Annotated in this window: 31 protein-coding genes and 1 tRNA gene; 29 read left to right on the top strand and 3 right to left on the bottom strand. The window is 29.3% G+C overall.

All coding sequences use genetic code 11. The features are described 5' to 3' along the window. Window positions 1-70: 70 nt before the first annotated feature. On the bottom strand, window positions 71-1420 hold the full coding sequence (dnaA, locus tag ACFHWD_RS16490) for a chromosomal replication initiator protein DnaA (RefSeq protein WP_150358970.1): 1350 nt from the start codon (window positions 1418-1420) through the stop codon (window positions 71-73). A 530-nt stretch (window positions 1421-1950) separates the two neighbouring features. Between dnaA and rpmH the strand changes: the two genes are divergently transcribed. The 13 genes from rpmH to ACFHWD_RS16425 all read left to right on the top strand — a co-directional run bounded on the left by rpmH (window position 1951) and on the right by ACFHWD_RS16425 (window position 11746). Next, the gene (gene rpmH / locus ACFHWD_RS16485) at window positions 1951-2085 is read left to right on the top strand and encodes a 50S ribosomal protein L34 (RefSeq protein ID WP_179978245.1); all 135 of its coding nucleotides are present in this window, start codon (window positions 1951-1953) and stop codon (window positions 2083-2085) included. 45 nt (window positions 2086-2130) lie between these two features. Further along, window positions 2131-2466, top strand: coding sequence for a ribonuclease P protein component (gene rnpA, locus ACFHWD_RS16480; protein WP_150358972.1), 336 nt, complete (start codon window positions 2131-2133; stop codon window positions 2464-2466). Continuing rightward, on the top strand, window positions 2463-2672 hold the full coding sequence (gene yidD / locus ACFHWD_RS16475; RefSeq protein WP_106010981.1) for a membrane protein insertion efficiency factor YidD: 210 nt from the start codon (window positions 2463-2465) through the stop codon (window positions 2670-2672). Before rnpA ends, yidD begins: the two co-directional genes overlap by 4 nt. A 20-nt stretch (window positions 2673-2692) precedes the next feature. Beyond that, complete coding sequence (locus ACFHWD_RS16470) at window positions 2693-3355, top strand: membrane protein insertase YidC (RefSeq protein WP_150359026.1); 663 nt, start codon at window positions 2693-2695, stop codon at window positions 3353-3355. Between the two features lie 16 nt (window positions 3356-3371). Continuing rightward, the gene (gene jag / locus ACFHWD_RS16465) at window positions 3372-3998 is read left to right on the top strand and encodes an RNA-binding cell elongation regulator Jag/EloR (protein ID WP_179978244.1); all 627 of its coding nucleotides are present in this window, start codon (window positions 3372-3374) and stop codon (window positions 3996-3998) included. A gap of 93 nt (window positions 3999-4091) precedes the next feature. Then, window positions 4092-5471, top strand: coding sequence for a tRNA uridine-5-carboxymethylaminomethyl(34) synthesis GTPase MnmE (gene mnmE, locus ACFHWD_RS16460; protein ID WP_378062705.1), 1380 nt, complete (start codon window positions 4092-4094; stop codon window positions 5469-5471). Window positions 5472-5481: 10 nt separating this feature from the next. Next, complete coding sequence (gene mnmG / locus ACFHWD_RS16455) at window positions 5482-7377, top strand: tRNA uridine-5-carboxymethylaminomethyl(34) synthesis enzyme MnmG (protein WP_179978357.1); 1896 nt, start codon at window positions 5482-5484, stop codon at window positions 7375-7377. A gap of 109 nt (window positions 7378-7486) precedes the next feature. Continuing rightward, window positions 7487-8200, top strand: a complete 714-nt coding sequence (gene rsmG, locus ACFHWD_RS16450) for a 16S rRNA (guanine(527)-N(7))-methyltransferase RsmG (protein WP_150358975.1) — start codon at window positions 7487-7489, stop codon at window positions 8198-8200. A gap of 99 nt (window positions 8201-8299) precedes the next feature. Continuing rightward, window positions 8300-9079, top strand: a complete 780-nt coding sequence (noc, locus tag ACFHWD_RS16445) for a nucleoid occlusion protein (RefSeq protein WP_179978242.1) — start codon at window positions 8300-8302, stop codon at window positions 9077-9079. Window positions 9080-9263: 184 nt separating this feature from the next. Continuing rightward, a complete protein-coding gene (locus ACFHWD_RS16440; RefSeq protein WP_150358938.1) occupies window positions 9264-10031 on the top strand; it encodes a ParA family protein in 768 nt (255 codons plus the stop codon). A 7-nt stretch (window positions 10032-10038) separates the two neighbouring features. Continuing rightward, window positions 10039-10902, top strand: a complete 864-nt coding sequence (locus ACFHWD_RS16435; RefSeq protein WP_179978241.1) for a ParB/RepB/Spo0J family partition protein — start codon at window positions 10039-10041, stop codon at window positions 10900-10902. Window positions 10903-10954: 52 nt separating this feature from the next. After that, window positions 10955-11458 carry a DUF4446 family protein gene (locus ACFHWD_RS16430; RefSeq protein ID WP_179978240.1) on the top strand — a complete coding sequence of 168 codons (504 nt, stop codon included), beginning with the start codon at window positions 10955-10957 and terminating at the stop codon, window positions 11456-11458. A gap of 57 nt (window positions 11459-11515) precedes the next feature. Next, window positions 11516-11746: a YkuS family protein gene (locus ACFHWD_RS16425; protein ID WP_150358935.1), complete on the top strand. Its 231-nt coding sequence runs from the start codon at window positions 11516-11518 to the stop codon at window positions 11744-11746. 4 nt (window positions 11747-11750) lie between these two features. Here ACFHWD_RS16425 and yyaC read toward each other — a convergent pair whose 3' ends face one another. Next, the gene (gene yyaC, locus ACFHWD_RS16420) at window positions 11751-12338 is read right to left on the bottom strand and encodes a spore protease YyaC (RefSeq protein WP_378062704.1); all 588 of its coding nucleotides are present in this window, start codon (window positions 12336-12338) and stop codon (window positions 11751-11753) included. Window positions 12339-12416: 78 nt separating this feature from the next. Continuing rightward, on the bottom strand, window positions 12417-13472 hold the full coding sequence (ytvI, locus tag ACFHWD_RS16415) for a sporulation integral membrane protein YtvI (RefSeq protein WP_150358933.1): 1056 nt from the start codon (window positions 13470-13472) through the stop codon (window positions 12417-12419). 259 nt (window positions 13473-13731) lie between these two features. Between ytvI and ACFHWD_RS16410 the strand changes: the two genes are divergently transcribed. The 16 genes from ACFHWD_RS16410 (at window position 13732) to ACFHWD_RS16335 (ending at window position 25278) form a co-directional block, all read left to right on the top strand. Then, entirely contained in the window at window positions 13732-13977 is a 246-nt protein-coding gene (locus ACFHWD_RS16410; RefSeq protein WP_150359100.1) for a DUF3343 domain-containing protein, read from the top strand. Window positions 13978-13992: 15 nt separating this feature from the next. Next, on the top strand, window positions 13993-14883 hold the full coding sequence (locus ACFHWD_RS16405) for a mechanosensitive ion channel family protein (protein ID WP_179978239.1): 891 nt from the start codon (window positions 13993-13995) through the stop codon (window positions 14881-14883). 3 nt (window positions 14884-14886) lie between these two features. Next, complete coding sequence (locus ACFHWD_RS16400; protein WP_150359053.1) at window positions 14887-15096, top strand: DUF951 domain-containing protein; 210 nt, start codon at window positions 14887-14889, stop codon at window positions 15094-15096. Window positions 15097-15202: 106 nt separating this feature from the next. Continuing rightward, the gene (gene rpsF, locus ACFHWD_RS16395) at window positions 15203-15490 is read left to right on the top strand and encodes a 30S ribosomal protein S6 (protein WP_150359052.1); all 288 of its coding nucleotides are present in this window, start codon (window positions 15203-15205) and stop codon (window positions 15488-15490) included. A 12-nt stretch (window positions 15491-15502) separates the two neighbouring features. Further along, a complete protein-coding gene (locus ACFHWD_RS16390; protein ID WP_150359051.1) occupies window positions 15503-15943 on the top strand; it encodes a single-stranded DNA-binding protein in 441 nt (146 codons plus the stop codon). Window positions 15944-15964: 21 nt separating this feature from the next. Next, window positions 15965-16219 carry a 30S ribosomal protein S18 gene (gene rpsR, locus ACFHWD_RS16385; protein WP_179978238.1) on the top strand — a complete coding sequence of 85 codons (255 nt, stop codon included), beginning with the start codon at window positions 15965-15967 and terminating at the stop codon, window positions 16217-16219. 205 nt (window positions 16220-16424) lie between these two features. Beyond that, the gene (locus ACFHWD_RS16380) at window positions 16425-16742 is read left to right on the top strand and encodes a MazG-like family protein (RefSeq protein ID WP_150357037.1); all 318 of its coding nucleotides are present in this window, start codon (window positions 16425-16427) and stop codon (window positions 16740-16742) included. Window positions 16743-16753: 11 nt separating this feature from the next. Next, on the top strand, window positions 16754-17743 hold the full coding sequence (locus ACFHWD_RS16375) for a YybS family protein (RefSeq protein ID WP_378062703.1): 990 nt from the start codon (window positions 16754-16756) through the stop codon (window positions 17741-17743). A gap of 16 nt (window positions 17744-17759) precedes the next feature. Then, window positions 17760-19745 carry a DHH family phosphoesterase gene (locus ACFHWD_RS16370; RefSeq protein ID WP_179978236.1) on the top strand — a complete coding sequence of 662 codons (1986 nt, stop codon included), beginning with the start codon at window positions 17760-17762 and terminating at the stop codon, window positions 19743-19745. Further along, the gene (gene rplI / locus ACFHWD_RS16365) at window positions 19746-20189 is read left to right on the top strand and encodes a 50S ribosomal protein L9 (RefSeq protein ID WP_378062702.1); all 444 of its coding nucleotides are present in this window, start codon (window positions 19746-19748) and stop codon (window positions 20187-20189) included. Window positions 20190-20201: 12 nt separating this feature from the next. Beyond that, window positions 20202-22100 carry a Lon family ATP-dependent protease gene (gene lonC / locus ACFHWD_RS16360; protein ID WP_150357033.1) on the top strand — a complete coding sequence of 633 codons (1899 nt, stop codon included), beginning with the start codon at window positions 20202-20204 and terminating at the stop codon, window positions 22098-22100. 65 nt (window positions 22101-22165) lie between these two features. After that, complete coding sequence (locus tag ACFHWD_RS16355; RefSeq protein ID WP_179978235.1) at window positions 22166-23500, top strand: replicative DNA helicase; 1335 nt, start codon at window positions 22166-22168, stop codon at window positions 23498-23500. A 219-nt stretch (window positions 23501-23719) separates the two neighbouring features. Continuing rightward, window positions 23720-23795 (top strand) — tRNA-Thr (locus ACFHWD_RS16350). A 106-nt stretch (window positions 23796-23901) separates the two neighbouring features. Beyond that, a complete protein-coding gene (locus ACFHWD_RS16345; protein WP_378062701.1) occupies window positions 23902-24864 on the top strand; it encodes a tyrosine-type recombinase/integrase in 963 nt (320 codons plus the stop codon). A gap of 2 nt (window positions 24865-24866) precedes the next feature. After that, window positions 24867-25010, top strand: coding sequence for a hypothetical protein (locus ACFHWD_RS16340; protein WP_378062700.1), 144 nt, complete (start codon window positions 24867-24869; stop codon window positions 25008-25010). Window positions 25011-25020: 10 nt separating this feature from the next. Next, window positions 25021-25278, top strand: a complete 258-nt coding sequence (locus ACFHWD_RS16335; protein ID WP_378062699.1) for a hypothetical protein — start codon at window positions 25021-25023, stop codon at window positions 25276-25278. Window positions 25279-25412 lie beyond the last annotated feature (134 nt).

Genomic DNA, 25412 nt, shown 5'->3' with positions numbered 1-25412 from the left:
AAAAAAATAATATATATAAAAAATATTATCAACAGCATATCATAAAATAATTATAAACATATGTTGATAATTATTTTTGATTTAAACGTTTTGTTAAATCATTTATAGCATTTTGAAGACTCTCATCTTTCTTTAAATTATTTGATATTTTTTCATAGGCATGTATTACGGTAGTATGATCTCTACCTCCAAATTCTTCTCCTATTTTAGGCAGTGACATATCTGTAAGTTTTCTACATAAATACATTGCTATTTGTCTTGGAAAAGCTACATTTCTAGTTCTTCTAGCTGATTTGAAATCAGACACCTTTAAATTATAGTAATTTGCTACTACATCTTGTATTAAGTCTATTGTAACTTGTTTAGATTGTTTACTTGAAATTATATCTTTTAATGCTTCTACGGCTAAATCAATGCTTATCTCCTTGTTTGTAAGTGAGGAAAAAGCAGCTATGCGTATTAATGCTCCTTCTAATTCTCTAATATTTGATTTGATTTTTGTAGCTATATATACCATGACTTCATTTGGGATGTTTAAATTTTCCACATCTGCCTTCTTTTTTAATATGGCCATCCTAGTTTCAAAATCTGGTGGCTGTATATCGGCTATAAGCCCCCATTCGAATCTGGATCTAAGTCTATCTTCTAATGTAGGAATTTCTTTTGGCGGTCGATCGCTTGATAAGATTATCTGTTTATTTGCTTCATATAAAGCATTAAAAGTGTGAAAGAATTCTTCTTGGGTACTTTCTTTACCAGCTATAAATTGGATATCGTCTATTAATAGTACGTCTATATTTCTATATTTATTTCTAAATTCTACATTTTTATCATCTTTTATTGAATTTATGAGTTCATTTGTAAATTTTTCAGATGAAACATAAGTTACTTTAGATTTTTTATTGTTTTCTAATATATAATGGCCTATAGCATGCATTAAATGGGTTTTACCAAGACCTACTCCTCCATATATAAACAGTGGATTATATGCTTTGGCCGGTGATTCGGCTACAGCAAGAGATGCTGCATGAGCAAATCTATTACTATTTCCTATAACAAAAGAATCAAAAGTGTATTTGGGATTTAACATGGTTGTTTCGTCATTTGTGGTTATTGATCTTTTAGTATATTCTTGAGGCTTATTATCTAGTGTTAATGCTTCCTCTGATTTAGATAAAACTAAAAATTTAATATTATATTTTTTTGAGGTAATTAATTTTAATGCATTAGATATTAGGTTTGTATATTTACTGGATAATATTCCTTTAGTTAAGTCATTTGGTACGCTTAGTACGAAAGTATTATTTTCGATGGATACAGGAGTAATACTTTTAATCCATGTGTTAAAACTTACTTCAGTAATTTCACCTTTTATTATGTTTAAAGATTGTTCCCATATTTCGTTTGGATGGGCATTCATTTTGTATCCTCCAGTCTTAAAAAATAAATCTGAGTTTAAATATTCCATTATTATATTTTGTTGACATGTGTGTATAAAAATATTCACATGTGTATAATTAAGTTTATAAAATTAAGGTAAAAAAATTATAATTTTAAGTAGTAAAATAAATATTAACATTATTTACAATGAATAATGTTAGTAAAATAGGAAAATATATAGAAATAAAAAAAATTCAAAACAAGTTATGCACATACTTATCCACAATTGTGGATAAGTAGTATAAATTTTTAAGTTATTAACAATCCTCTATTTATAATATCAAAACAAAACAACCTATTCAAGAAATTATCCACAAAATATATATAAAAATATTAAACGTGAAATTTATACTTTTGAATTTATATTGACATTATAAGTTAGTGAATATATAATTTAATAGTAAAACTTTAAACTGGAGTTGTTTATTTAATAATGAAAATATTAAATTTCATATATGAGAATTGAGTATAGAAAATTAATATTAATAGTGAAAGGAGATTTATGGTATTATGTGGATGACTTATCAGCCAAAAAAGAAACAGAGAAAAAAAGAACATGGCTTTAGGAAGAGAATGAGAACTCTATCGGGAAGAAACATTATTAAGAGAAGAAGACAAAAAGGTAGAAAGAGATTAACAGCATAGGCCGCTTTTGTGGCCTTTTTCTGCAAGTAGAAAAAAGGAGCAAAAATGAAAATTTACAGAATAAAAAAAAATGCAGAATTTCGTGCTGTATACAAAAGAGGAAGATCTTTTTCTAATAGCTTATTGGTATTATATATTTATAAAAATAGGAAAAATATAAATAGGTTAGGTATATCTATAAATAAAAGAGTAGGGAAAAGTGTTGAGAGAAATAGAATAAAACGTTTGATTAAAGAGATTTGTAGGCTAAATAGTGATAACATAAAAATAGGTTATGATTTAGTATTTATAGCTAGAAACTTATCAAATGGTAAAAATTATGTGGAAATAGAGAATTCCATAAAAAATTTAATCAAAAAAGCTGGTTTGTATAATAGATGAAAAAATTTTTAATTTTTTTAATTAAATTATATAGAAAATATATATCACCTCTAAAAAGACCATGTTGCAGATTTTATCCTACTTGTTCACAATATGCATTGGAAGCATTACAAAAATATGGTATTATAAAAGGTGGATTTATGTCTATAAAAAGAATATTGAGATGTAATCCATTTTGCAAAGGTGGATATGATCCGGTTAAATAAATTTCAGGAGGTTTAATATTTTGCAGTATTTAAATGATGCTTTTGTTCGATTTTTTAATTTCTTACATAATAGTGTAATTTCGTTTATACCTAATCCAAATGTTTCTTATGGTATAGCAATAATTTTAATGACTATAATAATTAGGATTATAATACTTCCATTGGGAATAAAACAATTGAGGTCTTCGTTTGCTATGAATGAAATTCAACCGGAAGTTAAAAAACTGCAGGAAAAGTATAAAAAAGATCCACAAAGAGCACAGCAGGAAATGATGAAGTTGTACAAAGAAAAAGGAGCGAGCCCTTTTAGTGGATGTTTACCGCTTCTTATTCAGTGGCCTATTTTAATAGCTCTCTACTATGTTTTTAATAATTTATCTGGCATAAATGGTGTTAGTTTTTTATGGATGAAGGATTTAGCTAAAACAGATATGCTTCTTGCTATTATATCGGGAGCAACTACTTATTTATCAGGAGTTTTGGTGATGCCTTCTACCGGGGAACAAGCTAAACAGAGTAAAATGATGAATATTGGAATGTCTGTATTTATGGTGTACATGAGTATGAGATTTAAATCGGCATTAGTATTGTATTGGGTTGTTAGTAATTTAATTCAAATAGCACAAACTGTAGTTATTAAAAAAATTGAGATGGGTAAAAAAACTAAAACTAGTAAGGCCTAGGGGGTGGCTATGTGGCATGAAGGTTATAGAGACTACAGGAAAAACCGTTGAAGAGGCACTTAAAAATGCATTGCAGGAATTGAAAGTTGAAAAGGATAAAGTGGAAGTTGAGGTATTAGATGAAGGAAATAAAGGGTTTTTAAATTTTATAGGGGTACGACCAGCTAAAATAAAGGTTAAAGTAAAAAGGGATTACATATATGAGGCAAAAGTATTTTTGAAAAGTATCTTAGATAAAATGAAAGTAAAGGCAGAAATAAAAATAAAGGAAGAGAATAATGTAATAAAAATATATTTAACCGGTTCAGATATGGGAATACTCATAGGTTATAGAGGAGAGACTTTGGATGCAATTCAGTATCTTTTAAGCCTTGTGATAAATAAAAATCATGAAATGGAATATAAAAGAGTAATTTTAGATACTGAAAATTACAGGGCAAAAAGAGAGGAGACTTTGAGGAGGCTTGCTAGAAGAGTGGCCGAAAAAGTTAGAAGGACAGGTAGAATAGTTAAGTTGGAACCGATGAACCCTTATGAAAGAAGAGTAATTCATTCTGCTCTCCAAAATGATTTTTATGTAAATACCTATAGTGAGGGTCAAGAGCCTTTTAGAAGAGTTGTAGTGGATTTGAAGAAAGCCTAGAGGCTTTCTTTTTTACATATTAAGAGAATTGTGAATGAAGAGACTATATATTAGTATTTTATCAAGTGATTAGAATTAAGAGGAAGTGAAATAATGGAAAGAGTTAATACAATAGCTGCAATAGCTACAGCTTTAGGTGAAAGTGGAATATCAATTGTAAGAGTTTCGGGAAAAAATTCTCTTGAAATAGTAAATAAAATATTTAGGGGAAAAAATAATAGAACATTGTTAGATATAAGATCGTACTCAATGAGATATGGCTTTATAGTGGAAGAGAAAACTGGAGAATTATTGGATGAAGTTTTGGTAAGTTTTATGAAAGCCCCTAAAAGTTACACAGCTGAAAATACAGTTGAAATAAATTGTCATGGTGGAATTCTAGCTGCTAAGAAAGTACTTGAAGAAGTTATAAAATCTGGAGCTAGAATGGCAGAACCAGGGGAGTTTACTAAAAGAGCATTTTTAAATGGAAGGATTGATTTAAGTCAGGCTGAGGCAGTAATTGATATAATCAATTCAAAAACTGAAATTTCTATGAAAACTGCAGTTCAACAGTCTAAGGGGAAAATTTCCAAAGAAGTTAATTTGTTAAGAGAAGATCTTTTGGAAATAATTGCATCAATTGAGGCTACTGTTGACTACCCAGAAGCTGATTTAGAGGAAATAACATCTGATGAAGTTTCTTTAAAGTTAAAGAAAATATTAAACAGAATGGATTATATGTTGAGTAATGCGGAAGAAGGCAAAATAATTAGGGAAGGATTGAGCATAGTAATTGTTGGAAAGCCGAATGTAGGCAAATCTTCTCTTTTAAATTCGCTGATAATGGAAAATAGGGCTATAGTTACTGATGTACCAGGTACTACAAGAGATGTTATAGAAGAATATATGAATATAGATGGAATACCTGTGAAGATAATTGATACAGCTGGAATCAGAAAAACCGATAATTTAGTAGAAAAGATTGGAGTTAAAAAATCCAAGGAGAGAATTGATAGTTCGGATTTAATTATATTGATGTTGGATTCAAGCAAAGAATTGGATGATGAAGACGAAGAAATAATAAATTATATAAATGATAAAAAATATATAATTTTATTAAATAAAATAGATATAGGTGATAAAATAGATTTAGATAATATTTGTGGACTGAATTCGAAATTTGTAATAAAGTCTTCAATTAAATTAGGTAAGGGATTGGATAAAGTTAAAATCTGTATTAAAGAGCTGTTTTTTAAGGGCGAAATCAAGCCTGCAGATTTATTTATAACTAATGTTAGACATAAGGAAAGCTTAATTAGAGCCAGGGAAAACTGCGTTGAAGCGTTAGATGCATTAAAAAATACTTCTGCTATAGATTTAGCTTCTATAGATATGAGAAATGCCTGGATTAATTTGGGAAAGATAACTGGTGATACTTTAGAAGAAAATATAATTGATAAGATATTTTCACAATTTTGTTTAGGAAAGTAGGTAGTTGATATTGGAATACTTTTCGGGTAAATATGATGTAATAGTTGTAGGAGGAGGTCATGCCGGATGTGAGGCAGGGCTTGCTGCAGCTAGAATGGGATGTAAAACTTTGATGTGTACTATGAATTTGGATAGCATAGGATTTATGCCTTGTAACCCTAATGTCGGAGGAACGGCCAAAGGTCATTTGGTTAGGGAGATAGATGCGTTGGGAGGTGAAATGGGCGTAAATATCGATCATACTTTTATTCAATCAAGAATGTTGAATACTTCAAAAGGACCTGCAGTACATTCATTGCGGGCTCAGGCTGATAAGAGAAATTACTCAGGGAGAATGAAAAGAGTAATTGAGAAACAGCACAACTTGTATTTGAGGCAGCTGGAAGTAGTAAAAATAAAAACAGATAAAAATAAAAGAGTTTGTGGAGTACTTACTAAAAATGGGGCATATTTTCAAGCGAAGGCTGTAATTTTGGCTACAGGAACTTATTTAAAAGGTAAAGTAATTATAGGAGACGTTAGTTATAGTTCTGGTCCCAATGGTTTTATGCCATCTAATGATCTTTCACAGAGTTTACTTGATTTAGGGATAGAACTTAGGAGGTTTAAAACGGGTACACCTGCTAGGATAAATAAGAGAAGTGTAGATTTCTCAAAGATGATAGAGCAACCGGGTGATAAAAGGATAATTCCATTTTCATTTATGAGTGAAAAATTAGATAGAGATCAAGTTTCCTGCTATTTAACTTATACTACAAAAAATACATCGAAAATTATAAGAAATAATATAGATAGATCACCACTTTATAATGGATCAATAAAATCTGTAGGTCCAAGATATTGTCCATCGATTGAAGATAAGATAGTTAGATTTCCAGATAAGGAACAACATCAAATATTTATAGAACCTGAGGGAGAAAATACAGATGAAATGTATGTGGATGGTGCTTCTACATCTATGCCTGAAGACGTACAAATTGCCATGTATAAAACTATAATTGGGCTTGAAAATGTAGAATTTTTAAGAACAGGTTATGCTATTGAATATGACTGTATAAATCCACTTCAGTTAAAGCTTTCTTTAGAATTCAAAAAAGTTGAAGGTCTATTTGGAGCAGGTCAGTTAAATGGGAGCTCTGGATATGAGGAGGCAGCTTCCCAAGGAATAATTGCGGGTATTAATGCTGCTCTTAAATCTAAAGGAAAGGAACCTTTTATTTTAAAGAGATCTGATGCTTATATAGGTGTTTTGATAGATGATTTAGTTACAAAAGGAACTGAAGAACCTTATAGAATGATGACATCTCGATCTGAATACAGGTTATTGCTTAGGCAGGACAATGCAGATTTAAGGCTTACGGAAATAGGGTATAAAATAGGGCTGGTCGATGAAAAAAGATATAAAAGATATTTGAAAAGAAAGTATAATATAGAAAAAGAACTGAGTAGAATTAAAAGTGTCCAAATAACACCGAAAAAAGAAGTGATTGATTTTTTAAATTCATTGAATTCTTCTGAATTAAAAAAAAGTGTTAGCTTATATGAACTGATTAAAAGGCCAGAGCTTAATTATTTTAATGTAGAGGGGTTGGATATGAACAGACCTGAATTAAGTGAGGACGTTCAGGAAGAGGTTAATATAATTTCAAAATACGAGGGATATATAAACAAACAACTTGAGCAGGTAGATCAATTTAAAAAATTTGAAAACAAACTTATACCTGGTGATATAGATTATGCTGAGATTAAAGGACTGAGGATAGAAGCTATACAAAAATTGGATAAAGTGAAACCTATGAATATTGGCCAGGCCTCTAGAATTTCAGGGGTTTCACCGGCGGATATTTCTGTATTGCTGATTTATATGGAAAAAAGAATCAGAGAAAGAGCTTTATCTAAGGGCTAATTGCTTTTTTCTAGATTCTTCTAAAGCTCAGATACAAAAAAGCATTTCTTATCTGAACTTTAGAATTATTTGATAGTCATTTAAAATAACAATGATGTGGAGAAATTTTATGAATCATTTTCAAATTATGAAAGAAGTATGTAATGATATTGAATTGAGTTTCAATGAAGAAAAGTATAACAAGTTTATGAAATATAAAGATATATTAAAATTATGGAATAATAAAATGAATCTTACTGCAATAGTAGAAGACGAGGATATTGTTAAAAAGCATTTTATAGATTGTATAGAAATATTTAAATTTTCACCTATAAAAGCTGCTTTAAATATTATAGATGTTGGAACAGGAGCTGGATTTCCAGGAATTCCTATTAAGATACTTGATGAAAGAAAAAGAATCACACTGTTAGATTCTTTAAATAAGAGGATAAATTTTTTAAATCAAGTTGTGTTAAAACTTAAATTGGATGAGATAAACTGTATACATGGAAGAGCAGAAGATTTTTCTAAAAAACTGGAATATAGAGAAAAGTTTGATATGGCTGTGTCAAGAGCAGTGGCAAATTTGGCAGTTTTAAGTGAATTTTGTATTCCATATGTAAAAATAGATGGATATTTTATAGCTATGAAAGGTCCTGCAGTGGAGAATGAAATAAAAGATGGTAGAAATGCAATTAATATTTTAGGTGGGAAAGTAGAGGATATAATCAAGGTAGAAAATTATGGGTTTAATCATAATTTAGTCGTAATAAAAAAGATTAGGGAAACTCCTAAAATTTACCCAAGAAAATCGGGAGTAATTATTAAAAAACCACTGAAATAAATGTAGCAATTTGTCATACGAAATTTATACGAACTAGCAGGATTTTATAAAAGAATAAAGAAATGTTAATAATAGGAAACATAAGAGGGATGATTAAATATGCAAAAGAATATTAATTATATACCTGTAGATTTAATTTTGCCTAATGTATATCAGCCACGAAAATATTTTGACGAAGAGAGTTTGGAAGGATTGGCTCAATCCATAAATGCATACGGGGTAATTCAGCCTTTGTCAGTGAGAAAATTAGGTGAAAATAAGTATGAATTGGTTGCTGGAGAGAGAAGACTTAAAGCGGCAAAAAAGGCAGGATTAACTGAAGTACCTGTAATAATAGTTGATATAAGTGATAAACAATCTGCGGCTATAGCACTTTTAGAAAATTTGCAAAGAGAAGATCTTAATTTTTTGGAGGAAGCAGAGGCATATTACAATTTAATAAAAGATCATTCTTATACTCAAGAAAAATTAGCTGAGGTTATAGGAAAAAAGCAATCTACTATTGCAAATAAGATCAGGTTATTGAAATTAGATAATGAAATTAGGAATATATTATTGGATAATGGTTTAACTGAGAGACATGCAAGAGCACTGCTTAAGCTTCCTACTGTGGAGCTTCAGAAAAAGGTATTGAAAGATGTAGTTAAAAAAAATTTAAATGTGAAGAAGACAGAAGAACTCATCAGTAGGGAATTGGATAAAATCATAAACAGAAAAACAAAAAAAAGTAAGGCAAAAAAAATAAAGGGGATATTTTCTCCTAAGGTTTATATAAATACAGTTAAACAGATATTTGATAAATATGGGTTAAATGCGAATTATAAATCCCAGGATTTTGACGATAGAATACAAATAATAATTACAATACCTAAAAAATAAGATGTTTCATGTGAAACATCTTATTTTTTATAAACTAAATAATTATATCGTAAAATCATACACTTTAAAAAAGTATATGATTATTTTATTTTAAAATTAAATTTATATGAAAACTCTTTTATTATTTTAAATAAAAATATATAATTAAAAATAAAGTAAAGAATGAATTGAGGGGGTGAACAGTATAAAAATTATATCAATATTTAATCAAAAAGGTGGAGTTGGAAAAACTACTACGTGTATTAATTTGAGTGCATATTTAGCTATACAGGGATATAAGGTATTGGATATAGATATCGATCCACAGGGAAATACTACTAGTGGGTTAGGTATTGATAAAAGAGGTATAGAAAATTCTATATATGATGTGTTAAACTCAGAAATCAGTATAGATGATAGTGTAAGAAAATGTGAGCTCATAGATAATTTTTTTATAATTCCTTCTACAATGGAGTTAGCTGGTGCTGAAGTAGAGCTTATAGATAAAAAGAATAGAGAAAATATATTGAATAACAAATTAAAAAGCTTAACACAAGAATATGATTTCGTATTCATAGATTGTCCACCGTCTTTGGGACTATTAACTATAAATGCACTTACAGCATCTCATAGTGTTATTATACCTATTCAATGTGAATTTTATGCATTAGAAGGAGTTGGACAACTAATAAGCACGATACAATTAGTTAAAAAGTCACTAAATAAGAATTTAGAAGTTGAAGGTGTAATTATGAGTATGTGTGATATGAGAACTAATTTATCTACTCAAGTTATTTCGGAAGTGAAAAAGTTTTTTAAAGATAAAGTATATAAAACTACTGTACCTAGAAATATAAGGCTGGCAGAAGCTCCGAGTTTTGGGCTTCCTGTAGTGCTTTATGACGATAAATGTAAGGGGGCGGAAGCCTATGAATTATTGACTAAAGAGTTTTTACATAGGCAAAAGGAGTGAATAGGATTTGAGTAAAAAATATGGATTAGGTAAGGGACTTAGAGCATTGATACCTGATAACACTTTAGAGGATGAAGGAGAAGGAGCCCAAAATGATATAAATTATATTAATATTGATTTTATAAAAGCTAATAAGACTCAACCTAGAAAAAGTTTTGATAAGGATAAAATAGAACAACTTTCTCAATCAATAAAAGAACATGGTATAATACAACCTCTTATACTTAATAAAATTGAAGATAATACGTATAACATAGTAGCAGGTGAAAGAAGATGGAGAGCAGCTAAACTTATTGGTATTAAAGAAATACCTGCAATTATAATGAATTTATCTGATAGAGAGATTTTGGAAGTTTCCCTTATAGAAAATATACAGAGACAGGATTTAAATCCCATAGAAGAGGCTTTAGCCTATAAGAGGTTAATTAATGATTTTAATATAACTCAAGAAGAATTAAGCCGTAGAATAGGAAAGTCCAGAACGGCAATTTCTAATTGTATGAGACTCCTAAATCTAGATGAAAGAGTTCAAAAATATCTTATAGATGGGATCATTAGTGAAGGGCATGGAAGGGCACTTTTGGGCGTAGAAAATGGAGAATTGCAGTATAAGTTAGCTTTGAATATAATAAATAAAAATTTAACGGTAAGAGATGTAGAAAAAATTATTAAAAATTTGAATTCTACAAAAAAAGATGAAGAAAAATCTGTTAAAAAGGAAAATATTTATTATTTAGATATAAAGGAGAGATTAGAAAATTTATTTGGAACTAAGGTTTTATTGATAAATAAAAAGGATAAGGGGAAAATACAGATAGAATACTATTCTCAGGAAGATTTACAGAGAATATTAGATATATTAAAAATTTAATAAATTTTGATGTTTCACGTGAAACATTTTTATATCATGAAGGGAGAAAAATATGCAAAATATCAGTAACTTAATAAATAATTTGCAATTGTATATTGTAATTGGACTAGTTGTATTAGTGATAATATTGTTAATCATGAATGTTATAATTTTTAAATCACTAAATAGATTGGAAAAAAGGTATAGAAAACTTATGCGTGGCTCAAATGGCAAAAATTTGGAGGAACTTATTGTAAAATATTTAGATAATATAGATAATGTAAAAAAAGAATCTGATGATATTAAAAAATTGTATAGTAATCTAAATTCAAAAGTAAAAAATTGTATTCAGAAATTATCAATCATACGATATAGGGCTTTTGAAGATGTAGGTAGTGATCTTAGTTTCTCAATTGCATTATTGGATGAAAATAATGATGGTGTGATAATTACTGGAATATATGGAAGAGATGAAAGTACAACTTATGCAAAGCCTATAGACAGTGGTATGTCTAGATATGAACTGTCCCAGGAGGAAAAACAGGTCCTAGAGGAATGTATAAATAAAAGAATATAGATTATTTACATAAAAAAACTCCTTAAGGGAAAATTACTTTTTAAGGAGGTTTTTTATATGAAAATATATATTCCAAAGGATTTAAATTACATAGGAGATGAATTGCGAAAAAAAGGATATATAATAGTAAATGACAATGAAGATACAAAATATGATGCTGTAATTTGCAAATTGAAAGATAATGGACTTGCAGATTTGCACATAAAAAATAAGAATACCTTGATAATTGATTTAGGGAGAAAAAATGCAGAAGAAATAGAATATATACTTAGGGATAGAGTTTTTTGAAATATTAAGTTTCTGCATTTATAAAAACATTGTTTGAGTTTTCTACGCCTACAGTTTTTAACATAGAATGATATATTCCTCTAGAAATTGTATCAGCAAGCTGCATTACAGTAAACAATCTGGTATTTTGCAATACCATAAATTCCATAGTACCACATATGTTTACAATTCCTGTGATGCTTAGATCACCAACTTGAGGCAGAGATTTATTCATTGCAGATCCTGGGTGAAGTGGTTTTGTCTCGATTATTATCTTACCTACATTTTGAATTGCACCTAAGCAGGCATCAATAGCTATAATAAATGGATTATTGTATTTAGAATTTATTTCATTTATCACATCTGTTATATTTTTTGCATGTACTGGATATTGTAAATTACCATATAACTCAACTTTATTTTTCATTAAAAGTTTTAGTTTATATCCAACTATAGGACCTAAGCTATCTCCAGTAGATCTATCTGTACCTATGCATAGTATTATTATAGTTCTTCCGGACTTTATGATAGGATATATTTCGTTGCTTATAACATCTCTTAAGATAAATATTGAATTTGAAGATGATGGATCTATTATCATTTTTTTAATCATAAGAAAACCTCCTATAATGTAGTTTTTACCATAAGGAGGTTATTTATACATATAATAATATTTCATAAATCTAAGGTGCTATAACATATCTAATTTTCTAAATATATTAAAGAAAATAACTAAAAATATACAAAATATTACTCCTGAGATACCGTTGACCTTTAATCCAATGAATAAGGATGCTAACACTGCCACAGGATGTATACCTAAAGAGGAAGATACTATTTTAGGTTCAATAATCTGTCTAATAATCGAGACTATAAGGTAAGATACTATCAATCCAAGGCAAATAACATAATTATTTGTAGTAATCAGATAAATGAGTGCTAAAGGTATATATATAATTCCTATTCCTATAATAGGTAATATATCTGCTATAGCACATATAATGCTTAATATCAGTGCATATTTGATTTTAAATATTGAGAATACTATTAAAGTTTCTATAAAAGTAAGTGAAATGATAATCATATATGATAATAAATAATTTCCAATCATTTTTTTACTTTCATTATATATTTTGTATAGCTTAGCTGTTTTGTTATCTGGAAGTAAATTAGGTATACTTACATTGGAGGAAGTCATATCTTTTGTAAAAAAATATGTTGTCAGCAATGTAAAGAGTATCACCATTAATACATAAGGTATTGTGGCTACTAAATTTACTAGATAACTTACAAGTTTCCCGGAAAAGCTTACTGCTATATTAGATGCCTTATTAATAAAATTTGTAAAATTTCCCTCGAAGGTATTTATTATATATGGATCTAAATTGTTGTAATATTTTTGCAATTTATATATAGAGTTATATATATTATTGTAGTTATTAGAAATATATGATTGAACATTTTTTCCAAATTGGATGGCTTCTTGGGTCATGACTACTATTCCAAAGGAGAGTATAATCAATATTATTGTAAAAAATACTGTAGTTGTAATTAAAGAGGCAATTCCGTTGCTGAGCTTCAGTTTCTTGGTAATAAATATAGTTGGCCTTCTGAGTATTAGTGCACATACTAAAGCTAATACAAAAGGCAGTGTATAATCAATAGTGCTAAAAAATATTAAAAATATTAATGTATAAAGTATAAAAAATAAAGCAATTTTATCGATTTTGTTTATCAGTTCTTTCACAGAGTGATGACAACTCCTTTTTGTTTTTTCATAAATGTTAATAGCAATATAAAAGTGTGTATGCAGGATTGAAAAGCTTTTGTAAAATAATTATAAATGATATATATTTTATAAACTTGCAGTAATATTTCTGTTATAATAATATATAAAATAGTAAATTAAGTATATACATAATTATAAACTAATAAATTGATATTGTATATAATTATTGTAAAATTTTACAGGAGGTTACAGTTTTATTTAGGCTGTTATTATAATTATGAAAGATTATTATATAATAACTTTTAAGAATACTCATGGCGCTATAAATGGAGAAAAGCTTTTAAAAGAAAAAGATATTAAAGTTGCTGTTATGCCGACACCAGCTGTTATTACCAGGAGTTGTGGAATAAGTATAAAAATCGATGATGAGGATATAGAAATGGTAAAAAAATTGATTGAGCAGGAACAACTGGTTGTTAAAAATATTTATAAAAGAAGTGATAATGGATATATACAAGTGTAACTTTGGAGGTAAAATATGTTATTCAATAAGATGTTTTCCTTTTTAAAATTTGTTGTAGAAGATGATGCTGTTAAAATAGGAAAAATATCTATATATAAAGAAAGCATTTTTAATTTTATAGAAGTAATTTTTAAGATAACATTAATATTGCTCTTTATGTATTTAATTATTAAAATAGGAAATAAGATTATAACAAAATATGTTTCAAGACAAAAAAATTTTAAAATATCATTGAATGATAAAAAGGCCAAAACGGTTGGAGCCATTTTAAAAAGTATATTGAAATACTCGGTATATTTTTTTGGTATATTTACTATAATTTCAATAATATCACCGAAGATAAGTGTTACTGGATTAACTTTTGCAGGAATAGGCGGAGTTGCAATTGGTTTTGGAGCGCAAAATATCATAAAAGATATTATCAATGGTTTTTTTATACTATTTGAAGATCAGTTTTCAGTTGGGGACTATATTAGTATAGATGACAAAAGTGGTGTTGTGGAAAGTATAGAACTCAGGGTTACTAAAATAAGAGATTTTAATGGCGATTTACATATAATACCAAATGGGCTTATTACAAGAGTTACTAATCATTCCAAGGGAAATGTGAGAATTGTAGTGGATATTGATGTTTCTTACGAAGAGGATATAAATAGAGTTATAAGTCTGCTGTCCAATTTATGTAGTAAATTTAAGGAAGAAAACGGTGCTATTACAGAAGGACCAATTGTTCAGGGAATAATGAAAATAGCAGATGACAAAGTGACAATTAGAGTATCTGGTAAAACTAAACCAATGACTCAGTGGAATATGGAAACTAAACTTAGAAGAGAAATTGGAGAGATGTTTAAACTAGAAAATATAAAAACTCCTTGTTTATCGATAAAATTGTTAAAGGAGGGATAATGAATGAAAAAAGTTTTTTATATGGGTGATATAGTAGAGATGAAAAAGGGCCATCCTTGTGGAAGCAATGAATGGGAAATAATAAGACTTGGGGCTGATATAAAAATTAAATGCTGTGGATGTGGAAGAATAGTAATGCTTCCAAGAAACAAATTTTCTAAAAATGTGAAGAGAATTATTAAGCAGAATCCTGACAATATAAAAACTACGTAAATGAGTTAAATTGATTGATTTTATGTGAAATCAGTGGTAAAATAATAAGCTGTAGTCCCTGCTGTAAAGTTTACAGCCATTAGTCCAAAGGGAGGAGGTGGAATCAATGAAAAAATATGAAACTATATTTATATTGCATCCATCATTAGATGAAGAGGCTTTTAAATCTAATGTAGAAAAATTTAAGGATGTGATAGAAAATGGTGGAGGAGTAATAGAAAACGTTGATATTTGGGGTAAGAGAAAACTTGCTTATGAAATAAATAAAATTAACGAAGGATATTATACCTTAATAAATTTTAGTTGCGATTCTAAATTACCCAAAGAATTAGATAGAATATTTAGAATTACAGACACAGTTATAAGGCACATAATAGTAAAGGATGAAAAATAGGTGGTGTTTTAATTGAATAAAGTTGTTTTAATTGGAAGATTGACTAAAGATCCAGAACTGAGATTTACACCGGGAATGGGTAAGGCAGTTACAACCTTTACTATAGCCGTTGATAGAAGATTTTCTAAGGATGGACAGAGAGAAGCGGATTTTATTCCCATTGTTGTATGGGGAAAGCAAGCTGAATCTACAGCAAACTATATGAGCAAGGGAAAGCTTATAGGTGTTAGCGGTAGAATCCAAACTAGAAGTTATGAAGCTAAAGACGGCAGTAGGAGATATGTTACTGAAGTTATTGCAGAAGAAGTTCAATTCCTTGAATGGGGAGAAAAAACTGCAAGAAATTCATATAATGAAAATTCATCAGAAAATTTAGATAAAACTAAAGGTTTTAATGAAGAGATTTATGGAGAGGATATTACACCAGTTGATGATGGAGATATCCCATTTTAAAGGTAAGGAGGAATGAATTTTATGGCCAATAGAGAGGGCGGAAGAAGAAATTCTGGTAAGATGAGAAGATCTAAGAGAAAAGTTTGTGCTTTTTGTATGGATAAAGCTGAATCTATAGATTACAAAGACATAAATAAATTGAGAAAATATGTTACAGAAAGAGGGAAGATTCTTCCAAGAAGAATTTCTGGAAACTGTGCAAAACATCAAAGAGAACTTACTGAAGCTATAAAGAGAGCTAGAAATATAGCATTATTGCCATTTACAACAGAATAATTTTTAAGGGTGAGGAATTTTATTCTTCACTTTTTTTTATATTAAAAATAATAATCTTTTAAATTACTATTTTAGCTTAATATTATATTCTAACTTATGTATAATATTATTATACATAAGTTAGAATTATAGGAATAGGATATGTTTTGTAAAATTATATAAGAGGACTAAAGTCAAGTTAAATGATGGGGGGGTAAAAGGACGTATGAATAAAGAGAATTTTAATATAATGTATGATGTTAAGATTATAGAAGATTTAAAAGCAGATCTTTTGTGTATAATAGGAGATTTTTTCAAATTGCTTACAAAGGGAAGCAATGTGGCAAGGGAATCCATACTGGATTGTATTTCCGGGGCAATAATAATTTTATATTTGCTTGCGGAAAGATTGGGATATTCCCATGTGGAAGTAGATGAAACCATGAAAAAAAAATTGAAAGTTGGTATAATTGAGGAAGATAAAATAGAACAACATGGAAAAAATTTAAGTAAATTATATAATCATCTGAAAGAAAAGAGTTAGCGGAGGTAAAAATGCAAAAAAGGATGTATAATACAAAGGCACTTATTGAAGGCAGCTTAACTACAGCACTTATAGTAGTAATAATGCTAATAAATATATATGTACCCATATTTTTTATATTTGTTAATTTTATATTGCCAATACCTATAACTGTACTGTATATTAGACAAGATTATAAGATAGCTTTGATTTCTGTCATAGCTAGTGATATATTGATATCAATGTTTTATAATCCCATAGCTGCATTATCTTTAATAGTATTAATAGGATTAACAGGAATGACTTTAGGATATTGCATAAAAAATAAGAAGAAATTTGGAACTACTATAATATTTTTATCTATATCTATGGCAGTGGGAATAATTTTTTATTTTGCTGTACATATAATGCTTATAAGTAAAGAAGGAATATATGGATTTGTCAATGGGATGTTGGAAAATTTTAAGCAGTCCATGAATTTAAGCAAAAGCATGTATGAAAAAGCTGGTGTATCAAGTAATCAATTTGCTTCTATGGAAAATATGCTTAAAGTACTTACACCAGAATATGTTATGAGACTTATTCCTGCAGGAATAATAATTATTTCATTTATTTTGTCATATCTAAATTACATAATAACCAGAGCCATACTTATAAAATTAAAATATCAAGTTAATGGAATTAAACCCTTAAACCAATGGTATATGAATACTAGGCTGGGAACATTAGTGGGATTAATACTTGTTAGTGGAATTTTATTTGATAGAGAAAATATGGCTATTGGACAGTATATGATTACCTCTTCAGAAATTATATTACAACTTATATTCCTTATAGATGGATTGGCATTGTTAACATATTATTTAATGAAAAAATTTAGAATATCTAAAAAAATTGTTGCTATCATTATAGTATTTGCAGCTTTATCCAGTTTATCATTATTTTGTGTTTTGGCAGGTTTTATAGATATGATATTTGATTTTAGGAAACTTGACCCTTATAGAAAATCAAAAAAACAATAACTGGAGGCTTATATTAATGGATAATAAGTACAATTATTTTATAAATAGCAATAAGGTATATATGATAATAATTGCAGTGCTTATTTTAATGCTGATATTATATGGGCATATAAATATAGGTATTACAGCTACTTTTTTATATGTATTTCTTATAATTTATAATATAAAAAATACCAGATCTAGAAAGAACAGATGGAAGGAATTTATAGAGGATTTTTCATCTAAACTTGATGTAGCTACTAGAAGTACTCTTGTAAAGTTGCCATTTCCACTTGTTATAATAAAAATGACCGGTGATGTATTATGGTATAATCAGAATTTTTCACTTATATTAAAAGGTAAGGATATATTGGGGCAGAATATTAAAAATATAGCTGGAGATTTTAACATAAAACAAGCTGCAAATGGAAGAGAAAATATATTCAGATATATAAAGATTGAGGATAAACACTATGATATATATGCAAATATAGTGGAAACTTCTGAAGACTCTAAAGATAAGATTATGATATTATATTTTTATGATGTGACGAATTCATATAATATTATGTCTTCTATAGATGCGAATAAAAATACAATAATGCTGATAGAAGTAGATAATTTTGATGATGTTATAAAAACTATGGAGGAAGATGATAAGCCTCTTATAATAGCTGAAATAGAGAGAACTATAAATATATACGCTCAAAGTTTAAATTCCATGGTAAGGAAGTATGAATCAAATAAATATGTATTTTGTGTACAAAACAAATATATAGAACAAGAAATGGAAAAGAAATTTGAAATACTTGATGCTGTAAGAGAAATAAATATGGGAAATAAACTTTCGGTGACATTGAGCATAGGTGTTGGAAGAGGAGGAGAAAGTCCGCAAGAAAATGAAAAATATGCGGTATCAGCCAAAGAATTGGCACTAGGAAGAGGTGGAGATCAAGCAGTAGTAAAAACTCAAGATAAGTTATTGTTCTATGGCGGCAGGACCAAGGAAGTTGAAAAGAGGACCAAAGTAAAAGCAAGGGTGATAGCACAGGCACTTGTAGATATAATAAGGGACAGCAGTAATGTATTTATTATGGGTCATATTAATCCTGATATAGATTGCTTGGGCTCTTCAGCAGGTTTACATAGCGTAATAACTCAATTGAATAAGAAATGCTTTATAATACTGGATAATAGTAATGAGAGTATAAAACTCATACTGAATAAGATAAAAGAAGAGGAAGAATATGGGAATGCTTTTGTACACAGTAGGGATTGCGAAGATAATGTAAATGAAAACAGTCTTCTCATAATAGTAGATGTTTATAGTAAAGGATATGTTCAAAATATGGATTTGGTTAAAAAGTTCAATAGAATGGCCATAATTGATCATCATAGAAAACCTCCGGATTTTATTGAAAATTCTCTTCTGAATTATATTGAACCATATGCTTCTTCTACTTCTGAACTAATTACTGAAATGTTACCATATATGGTGGAAAAACCGAAAGTAAAAACTATAGAGGCAGAAGCTCTTCTTGCAGGAATATGTGTGGATACTAAAAATTTCTATTTTAAAACTGGAGTGAGAACTTTTGAAGCTGCCTCTTTTTTAAGAAGATTGGGAGCAGATACTATAAATGTAAAAAAATTTTTTTCTGACGATCTGGATACCTATTTAAAAAGAGCTGAAATTATAAAATCAGCAAAAATATATAATAACATTGCCATAGCAATATGTCCTGAAGAAATAGGAACTATATTGCTAATTGCCCAGGCAGCAGATGAACTGCTAAATATTACTGGTATTCAAGCCTCTTTTGTTTTTGTTAAAATAAAAGACGAGATATTTATTAGTGGAAGATCTTTAGGTGATATAAATGTACAGATTATACTTGAAGCTTTAGGGGGTGGTGGTCATATGACTATGGCAGGAGCAAAATTAGAAGCTGTAACTATAGATGAAGCACTGGAAAAATTAAAAACTGTTATAAAGAAATATGTCGAGGAGGATGAAAATTAAATGAAAGTTATATTACTAAAAAACGTGAAATCATTAGGGGAAAAAGGAGAGGTAGTAAAAACTTCAGATGGATATGCAAGAAATTATTTGATACCCAAAGGACTTGCTGAGGAAGCAAATGATGTAAATCTTCATATATGGAACAATAAAAAGGAGGCACAGAGAAAACAGAAGATTTCAGAAATAGAAGCGGCACAAAAACTTGCAGAAAATTTAAAGGGGAAAGAAATAAGACTGACAGTAAAATCGGGAGAAAATGGGAGATTGTTTGGTTCAATAACGGGTAAGGATATTTCGGATGAGCTTAAAAAGAAATTTAATATAAACGTAGATAAGAAAAAAATAGTGATTAATAATATAAGGCAACTTGGTGCCTATTTTGTAGAGATTAAATTGTACCCTGAAATATCTACTAAGATAAAAGTGGTTATTGAAGAAGAATAAGGAGGAAAATTTGTGAAACTGCAGTTTATGGACGGATTAAAAAAGGATATAAATAATTCTGTATCATTAGATACTCAAGTGAATGTACTGAATAATTTATTGAAAAAAATGATGGATAAGGGCACTATAAAATCCAGGATAGTAAAGTATAAACTTCAAAACTATGTAAATAGTAAAAATGTATTAGAGAGATTATATGCTCTAAATAAAATAGTAAGTGATGGAAAAGGTCTGGATATTGTACCAAATCAATCAGAAGCACAGAATGCGTTAGAGGATACTAATAATTGGATTGCAGAAATTTTGGCGGAAAGGTATGTTAGAAACAGTATTGAAAAAGAAGTGGAGAAAAATCTTATAGAACGTCAAGATAAATATATGGATGATATAAGGCTTAATATTATAAGGAAACAAAAAGGGTGCGAAAATGCAAAGACTTTAAAAAAGTATGCAAAGCTTGAAGTGATGGATTCCAAAATATTTGGGAAAAACATTCAGGAACTTTTGAGACCTGAAAGCTTTGAAGAAATTGTGGGTCAGGAAAGGGCCATAAAATCAATGATTTCGAAAATAGCATCGCCTTATCCGCAGCATATAATTTTATATGGGCCTCCAGGAGTAGGTAAAACTACAGCTGCCAGAATTGCCCTTGAAGAAGCTAAAAGGTTGAAATTTACTCCTTTTAGCAGTGATGCTAAGTTTGTAGAAGTAGATGGAAGTACTTTAAGATGGGATCCTAGAGAGATTACAAATCCTCTTCTAGGTTCTGTACATGATCCTATTTATCAGGGTACGAAAAGAGATCTAGCGGAAGTTGGTATACCAGAGCCTAAATTAGGGCTTGTTACTGAGGCTCATGGAGGAGTACTTTTTATTGATGAAATAGGCGAATTAGATGAAATGCTTCAGAACAAGCTTCTTAAAGTGTTAGAAGATAAGAGAGTTCAGTTTTCATCTTCATATTATGATCCAGATGATGAAAATATCCCCAAATATATAAAGTATTTGTTTGAAAAAGGAGCTCCAGCAGATTTTTTACTAATAGGTGCTACTACAAAAGCTCCTAGTGAAATAAATCCTGCATTGAGATCTAGGTGCACTGAAGTTTATTTTGAACCACTTTCTATAAAAGATATAAAAAGAATAGTGGAAAATGCAGCTGATAAGCTTCATATAGAAATAGAAGATGGTGTATCTGAGCTTATAAGCAAATATACCATTGAAGGAAGAAAGGCAGTCAATATATTAGCGGATGCCTATGGTTATGTACTCTATAATAGTGGAGCTGAGGGTATAAAGGATAAAGTTAATATCTCAGTAGATGACTTGCAAAAGGTTATATCCATAAGTAGACTTGTTTCTTTTGAAGAAATTATTCCAAGAAAGAAATATGAAGTAGGGCATATTTATGGATTAGGAGTGATGGGATATATAGGAGATACTATAGAAATAGAATCAGTGGTGTTTAAAGCTAAAGAGAATGGGAAGGGAATTGTAAGATTCAATGATACTGCAGGAAGTATGACAAAGGATTCGGTGTTTAATGCGGCTTCGGTTATAAGAAAGACTACTGATAAGGATATAAGGGATTATGATATACATGTGAATATAATAGGAGGTGGAAAGATTGACGGACCTTCAGCAGGGGCTGCTATTACGGTATGTATTATAAGTTCTCTATTAAATAAACCTTTAAGGCAGGATATAGCAGTAACAGGTGAAATATCTTTAAGAGGTAATATAAAGCCTGTAGGGGGTATCTTCGAAAAGATCTACGGTGCAAAAAGAAAGGGAATAAAAACTGTATTAATACCTGAAGAAAATTTAGGAGATGTATCTGATGATATCGAGGATATAAAGATAAGAACTATATCCAATATAGAAGAACTTATGGATATAATGTTTGAATAGATATCGTGGGTATTGTGAATCTAGATAAATTTACTTAATATTAAAATCTTAGGAGTGAGGTTCCCATGGATGTACCTTTTAAAAATATACCTCATAATATAGAGGCTGAACAAAGTGTAATTGGATCAATGCTTATTGATAAAACCGCCATAGTGGAGTCAATGCAGGTCTTAAAGGTTGAGGATTTTTATAAAGATGCCCATAAAGTTATATTTGATTCCATACTTGATCTATATAGAAAAGATATTGCTGTTGATATAATAACATTGACGGAAAATTTAAAATCAAAGTCCAAGCTTGATGCTGCCGGAGGAATAACTTATATAAGCGAGCTAAGCGGATCTATTGTATCCACAGCTAATTTGCAATCTTATATAAAAATTATCAAAGATAAATCTACCCTTAGAAAGCTTATTAAAGCTTCTACAAAAATAATAGAGGAGAGCTATAATAATCAAGATGATGTGGAAAAAACCATTGATATGGCTGAAAAATCTATATTTGATCTTTCCAACAATATGAAAACATCGGAGTTTGAGCCTATGAATGTGGTGCTTGAAAGAGGATTTTTGGAGATAGAAAGATTATTTAACAATAAGGGTGAAACTACAGGAATAGCTTCAGGATTTAGAGAACTAGATGCCAAAACTTCAGGATTTCAAAAAGGAGATATGGTTCTAGTAGCAGCAAGACCTTCCATGGGCAAAACGACTTTTGCACTTAATATAGCAGAATATGCAGCTTTGAGAGAAGGGAAAAAAGTAGCTGTATTTTCTCTTGAAATGTCAAAAGAACAGCTGGCGTATAAATTATTATGTTCTGAAGCCCATATAGATATGTTAAAACTCAGGACTGGAAATTTGGAAGATAAAGATTGGGAAAATATTGCTAGAGCTTCAGGGCCTTTGGCTGCTTCAAAAATTTTTATAGATGATACAGCTGGTATATCAATTATGGAAATGAGATCTAAATGCAGGAGATTGAAAATAGAGAAGGGTATAGATATCATAATTGTGGATTATCTTCAACTTATGAGAGGAGGAAGAAGTTCAGAGAATAGACAGCAGGAAGTGTCGGAAATATCAAGATCTATTAAAGCTCTTGCCAAGGAAATGCAGTGTCCTATTATTGCTATATCTCAGTTATCACGTGCCCCAGAAGCAAGAACAGATCATAGACCTATGCTTTCTGACTTGAGAGAATCTGGATCCATAGAACAGGATGCGGATATAGTTATGTTTTTATATAGAGATGAATACTATAATAAGGAAACAGAAGAGAAAAATATAGCAGAATGTATTATTGCGAAACAGAGAAATGGTCCTACGGGGACGGTAAAACTGGCATGGATGGGACAGTTCAGTAAATTTGGGAATCTTGACGTAATTCATCAAGAGTAAGTCAATATATCATTGTGAATTGTTAGTAAAGAATAATATTGTGAAATAAAATTAATTTATATTTGATTATAGTCAGGATTTGTATTAAAATAGTATTGTGTCTTTGCTCCTATAGCTCAGTAGGTAGAGCAACTNGTTAGTAAAGAATAATATTGTGAAATAAAATTAATTTATATTTGATTATAGTCAGGATTTGTATTAAAATAGTATTGTGTCTTTGCTCCTATAGCTCAGTAGGTAGAGCAACTGATTCGTAATCAGTAGGTCACAGGTTCGACTCCTGCTGGGAGCACCAAAGAATGATATATGAAGGATTTACAGGCATTTTAAAATATTGAAATGCGAAAATCACTCACTTGTTTACTATCTAAAATATGGTAAATGAGTGAGCGATTTTTTTTATGAGAAAAGAAAGAATTGAGTTAAATAAAATTAAGAAAAATAAAACATTTCAAAAAGGTTTTGAAGAATTTATTTTATATTGTAGAGCAAAAAATTTAAGAGAAACTACAATAAGGCATTATAAAAATATGATGCGTCACGTTATCTATAAATTTTTTAAACCATCAACACAAATCAACACAATTAATCCTGAAACTATTCAACAATTTATTTTATTTTTAAGAACTAAAACAAAAGAAAATGAAGTAAGTATAAAAACCAGTATTGTAACATTAAGGGCAATTCTATATTACTTTATGCGTCTGGATTATATGGAAACTTTTAAAATTCACACTATAAAAGTAGATAAAAAAGTAATAGAGACTTATACAGATGCAGAATTGCGAATATTACTGGAAAAGCCAAATATAAAAAAATGTACTTTTTTAGAGTATAGGAATTATGTAATAATAAATACTCTTATAGCTACAGGTTGTAGGGCTAGAACATTATGTAACATGAAAATAAAAGATTTAGATTTTGAAAATGAACTAATAACATATGAATGGACTAAAAACAGACGGCAGCAGGTTGTACCTATGAGCAATACTTTAAAAAGAGTATTGCTTGAATATCTGCAATATAGAGAAGGAAAGCCTGATGATTATGTATTTGTAAATGCATATGGTGGATTTTTAAATATTGATATCCTCTCTCACAATATAGAGAAATACAATAGAAAACGTGGTGTGATGACCACAGGAGTTCACAGGTTCAGGCATACATTCGCAAAGAAATGGATTTTAAATGGTGGTGATATATTCAAATTGCAAAAAATGTTAGGGCATTCCTCCATAAGTATGGTAAAAAACTATGTAGATATGTTCAATGATGATCTCCAACAAGATTTTAATACTTATAATCCACTGGAACAATTAAAGTCAAATAACAAAAATTTTATAAAAATGAAGAAAGGTGATTAAAAATGTTGGAATTTACGATACCAGACAGCAAAGAAAAAATTGAAAAGACAATTAAAGCCTTAGAATGGCAATTACAGCACGATACAAGCCAGAAAGATATAGATATTCATACTCAGGCATTAAAGTGCCTTAAATCGGCTCTGTGAGGTGATAGAAATGTTAAAAAACCAAGAGGAATACAAGTATTTACCGGAATTTTATCAAACTGCCTATATAAGTCCAGATAATATTGTTTTACAGGATATAGATATATTTGGTTCTAGAGTATCTATTTTTATTGTGGAACAGAAAGACAATATACGGATTATAAAAGCAGATGGAAACAAAGACAAGCCAATTAGTTGGAACAACATAAAAGATATGATTTTAGGTGAATCCCAGATTGAGCAGTTATTGCAATTACAAAAGAAATAACCACCCTTAACAGATGGCCATAATTGAATATCAATAATGTTCTTACAAAACTATTATTGATAATTTATATCTACTAACATAAATTTTATCAAAAAAATTAAAGTTTTGCAAGGTTTATTTCTTATACCCTTTTT

The sequence above is a fragment of the Clostridium sp. MT-14 genome, from assembly GCF_042436595.1.
Taxonomy (GTDB): Bacteria; Bacillota; Clostridia; order Clostridiales; family Clostridiaceae; genus Clostridium_B; species Clostridium_B aromativorans.
The sequence above is the reverse complement of the archived record's forward strand: the minus strand, read 5'-3'. Positions and strand labels throughout refer to the sequence as shown.

Bases quoted from the DNA above. Each gene is read 5' to 3' on its own strand.
- dnaA (WP_150358970.1), bottom strand. From the start codon at position 1,420: ATGAATGCCCATCCAAACGAAATATGGGAACAATCTTTAAACATAATA.
- rpmH (WP_179978245.1), top strand. From the start codon at position 1,951: ATGTGGATGACTTATCAGCCAAAAAAGAAACAGAGAAAAAAAGAACAT.
- rnpA (WP_150358972.1), top strand. From the start codon at position 2,131: ATGAAAATTTACAGAATAAAAAAAAATGCAGAATTTCGTGCTGTATAC.
- yidD (WP_106010981.1), top strand. From the start codon at position 2,463: ATGAAAAAATTTTTAATTTTTTTAATTAAATTATATAGAAAATATATA.
- jag (WP_179978244.1), top strand. From the start codon at position 3,372: ATGAAGGTTATAGAGACTACAGGAAAAACCGTTGAAGAGGCACTTAAA.
- mnmE (WP_378062705.1), top strand. From the start codon at position 4,092: ATGGAAAGAGTTAATACAATAGCTGCAATAGCTACAGCTTTAGGTGAA.
- rsmG (WP_150358975.1), top strand. From the start codon at position 7,487: ATGAATCATTTTCAAATTATGAAAGAAGTATGTAATGATATTGAATTG.
- noc (WP_179978242.1), top strand. From the start codon at position 8,300: ATGCAAAAGAATATTAATTATATACCTGTAGATTTAATTTTGCCTAAT.
- ACFHWD_RS16430 (WP_179978240.1), top strand. From the start codon at position 10,955: ATGCAAAATATCAGTAACTTAATAAATAATTTGCAATTGTATATTGTA.
- ACFHWD_RS16425 (WP_150358935.1), top strand. From the start codon at position 11,516: ATGAAAATATATATTCCAAAGGATTTAAATTACATAGGAGATGAATTG.
- yyaC (WP_378062704.1), bottom strand. From the start codon at position 12,338: ATGATTAAAAAAATGATAATAGATCCATCATCTTCAAATTCAATATTT.
- ACFHWD_RS16410 (WP_150359100.1), top strand. From the start codon at position 13,732: ATGAAAGATTATTATATAATAACTTTTAAGAATACTCATGGCGCTATA.
- ACFHWD_RS16405 (WP_179978239.1), top strand. From the start codon at position 13,993: ATGTTATTCAATAAGATGTTTTCCTTTTTAAAATTTGTTGTAGAAGAT.
- ACFHWD_RS16400 (WP_150359053.1), top strand. From the start codon at position 14,887: ATGAAAAAAGTTTTTTATATGGGTGATATAGTAGAGATGAAAAAGGGC.
- rpsF (WP_150359052.1), top strand. From the start codon at position 15,203: ATGAAAAAATATGAAACTATATTTATATTGCATCCATCATTAGATGAA.
- rpsR (WP_179978238.1), top strand. From the start codon at position 15,965: ATGGCCAATAGAGAGGGCGGAAGAAGAAATTCTGGTAAGATGAGAAGA.
- ACFHWD_RS16380 (WP_150357037.1), top strand. From the start codon at position 16,425: ATGAATAAAGAGAATTTTAATATAATGTATGATGTTAAGATTATAGAA.
- ACFHWD_RS16375 (WP_378062703.1), top strand. From the start codon at position 16,754: ATGCAAAAAAGGATGTATAATACAAAGGCACTTATTGAAGGCAGCTTA.
- ACFHWD_RS16370 (WP_179978236.1), top strand. From the start codon at position 17,760: ATGGATAATAAGTACAATTATTTTATAAATAGCAATAAGGTATATATG.
- rplI (WP_378062702.1), top strand. From the start codon at position 19,746: ATGAAAGTTATATTACTAAAAAACGTGAAATCATTAGGGGAAAAAGGA.
- ACFHWD_RS16355 (WP_179978235.1), top strand. From the start codon at position 22,166: ATGGATGTACCTTTTAAAAATATACCTCATAATATAGAGGCTGAACAA.
- ACFHWD_RS16345 (WP_378062701.1), top strand. From the start codon at position 23,902: ATGAGAAAAGAAAGAATTGAGTTAAATAAAATTAAGAAAAATAAAACA.
- ACFHWD_RS16340 (WP_378062700.1), top strand. From the start codon at position 24,867: ATGTTGGAATTTACGATACCAGACAGCAAAGAAAAAATTGAAAAGACA.
- ACFHWD_RS16335 (WP_378062699.1), top strand. From the start codon at position 25,021: ATGTTAAAAAACCAAGAGGAATACAAGTATTTACCGGAATTTTATCAA.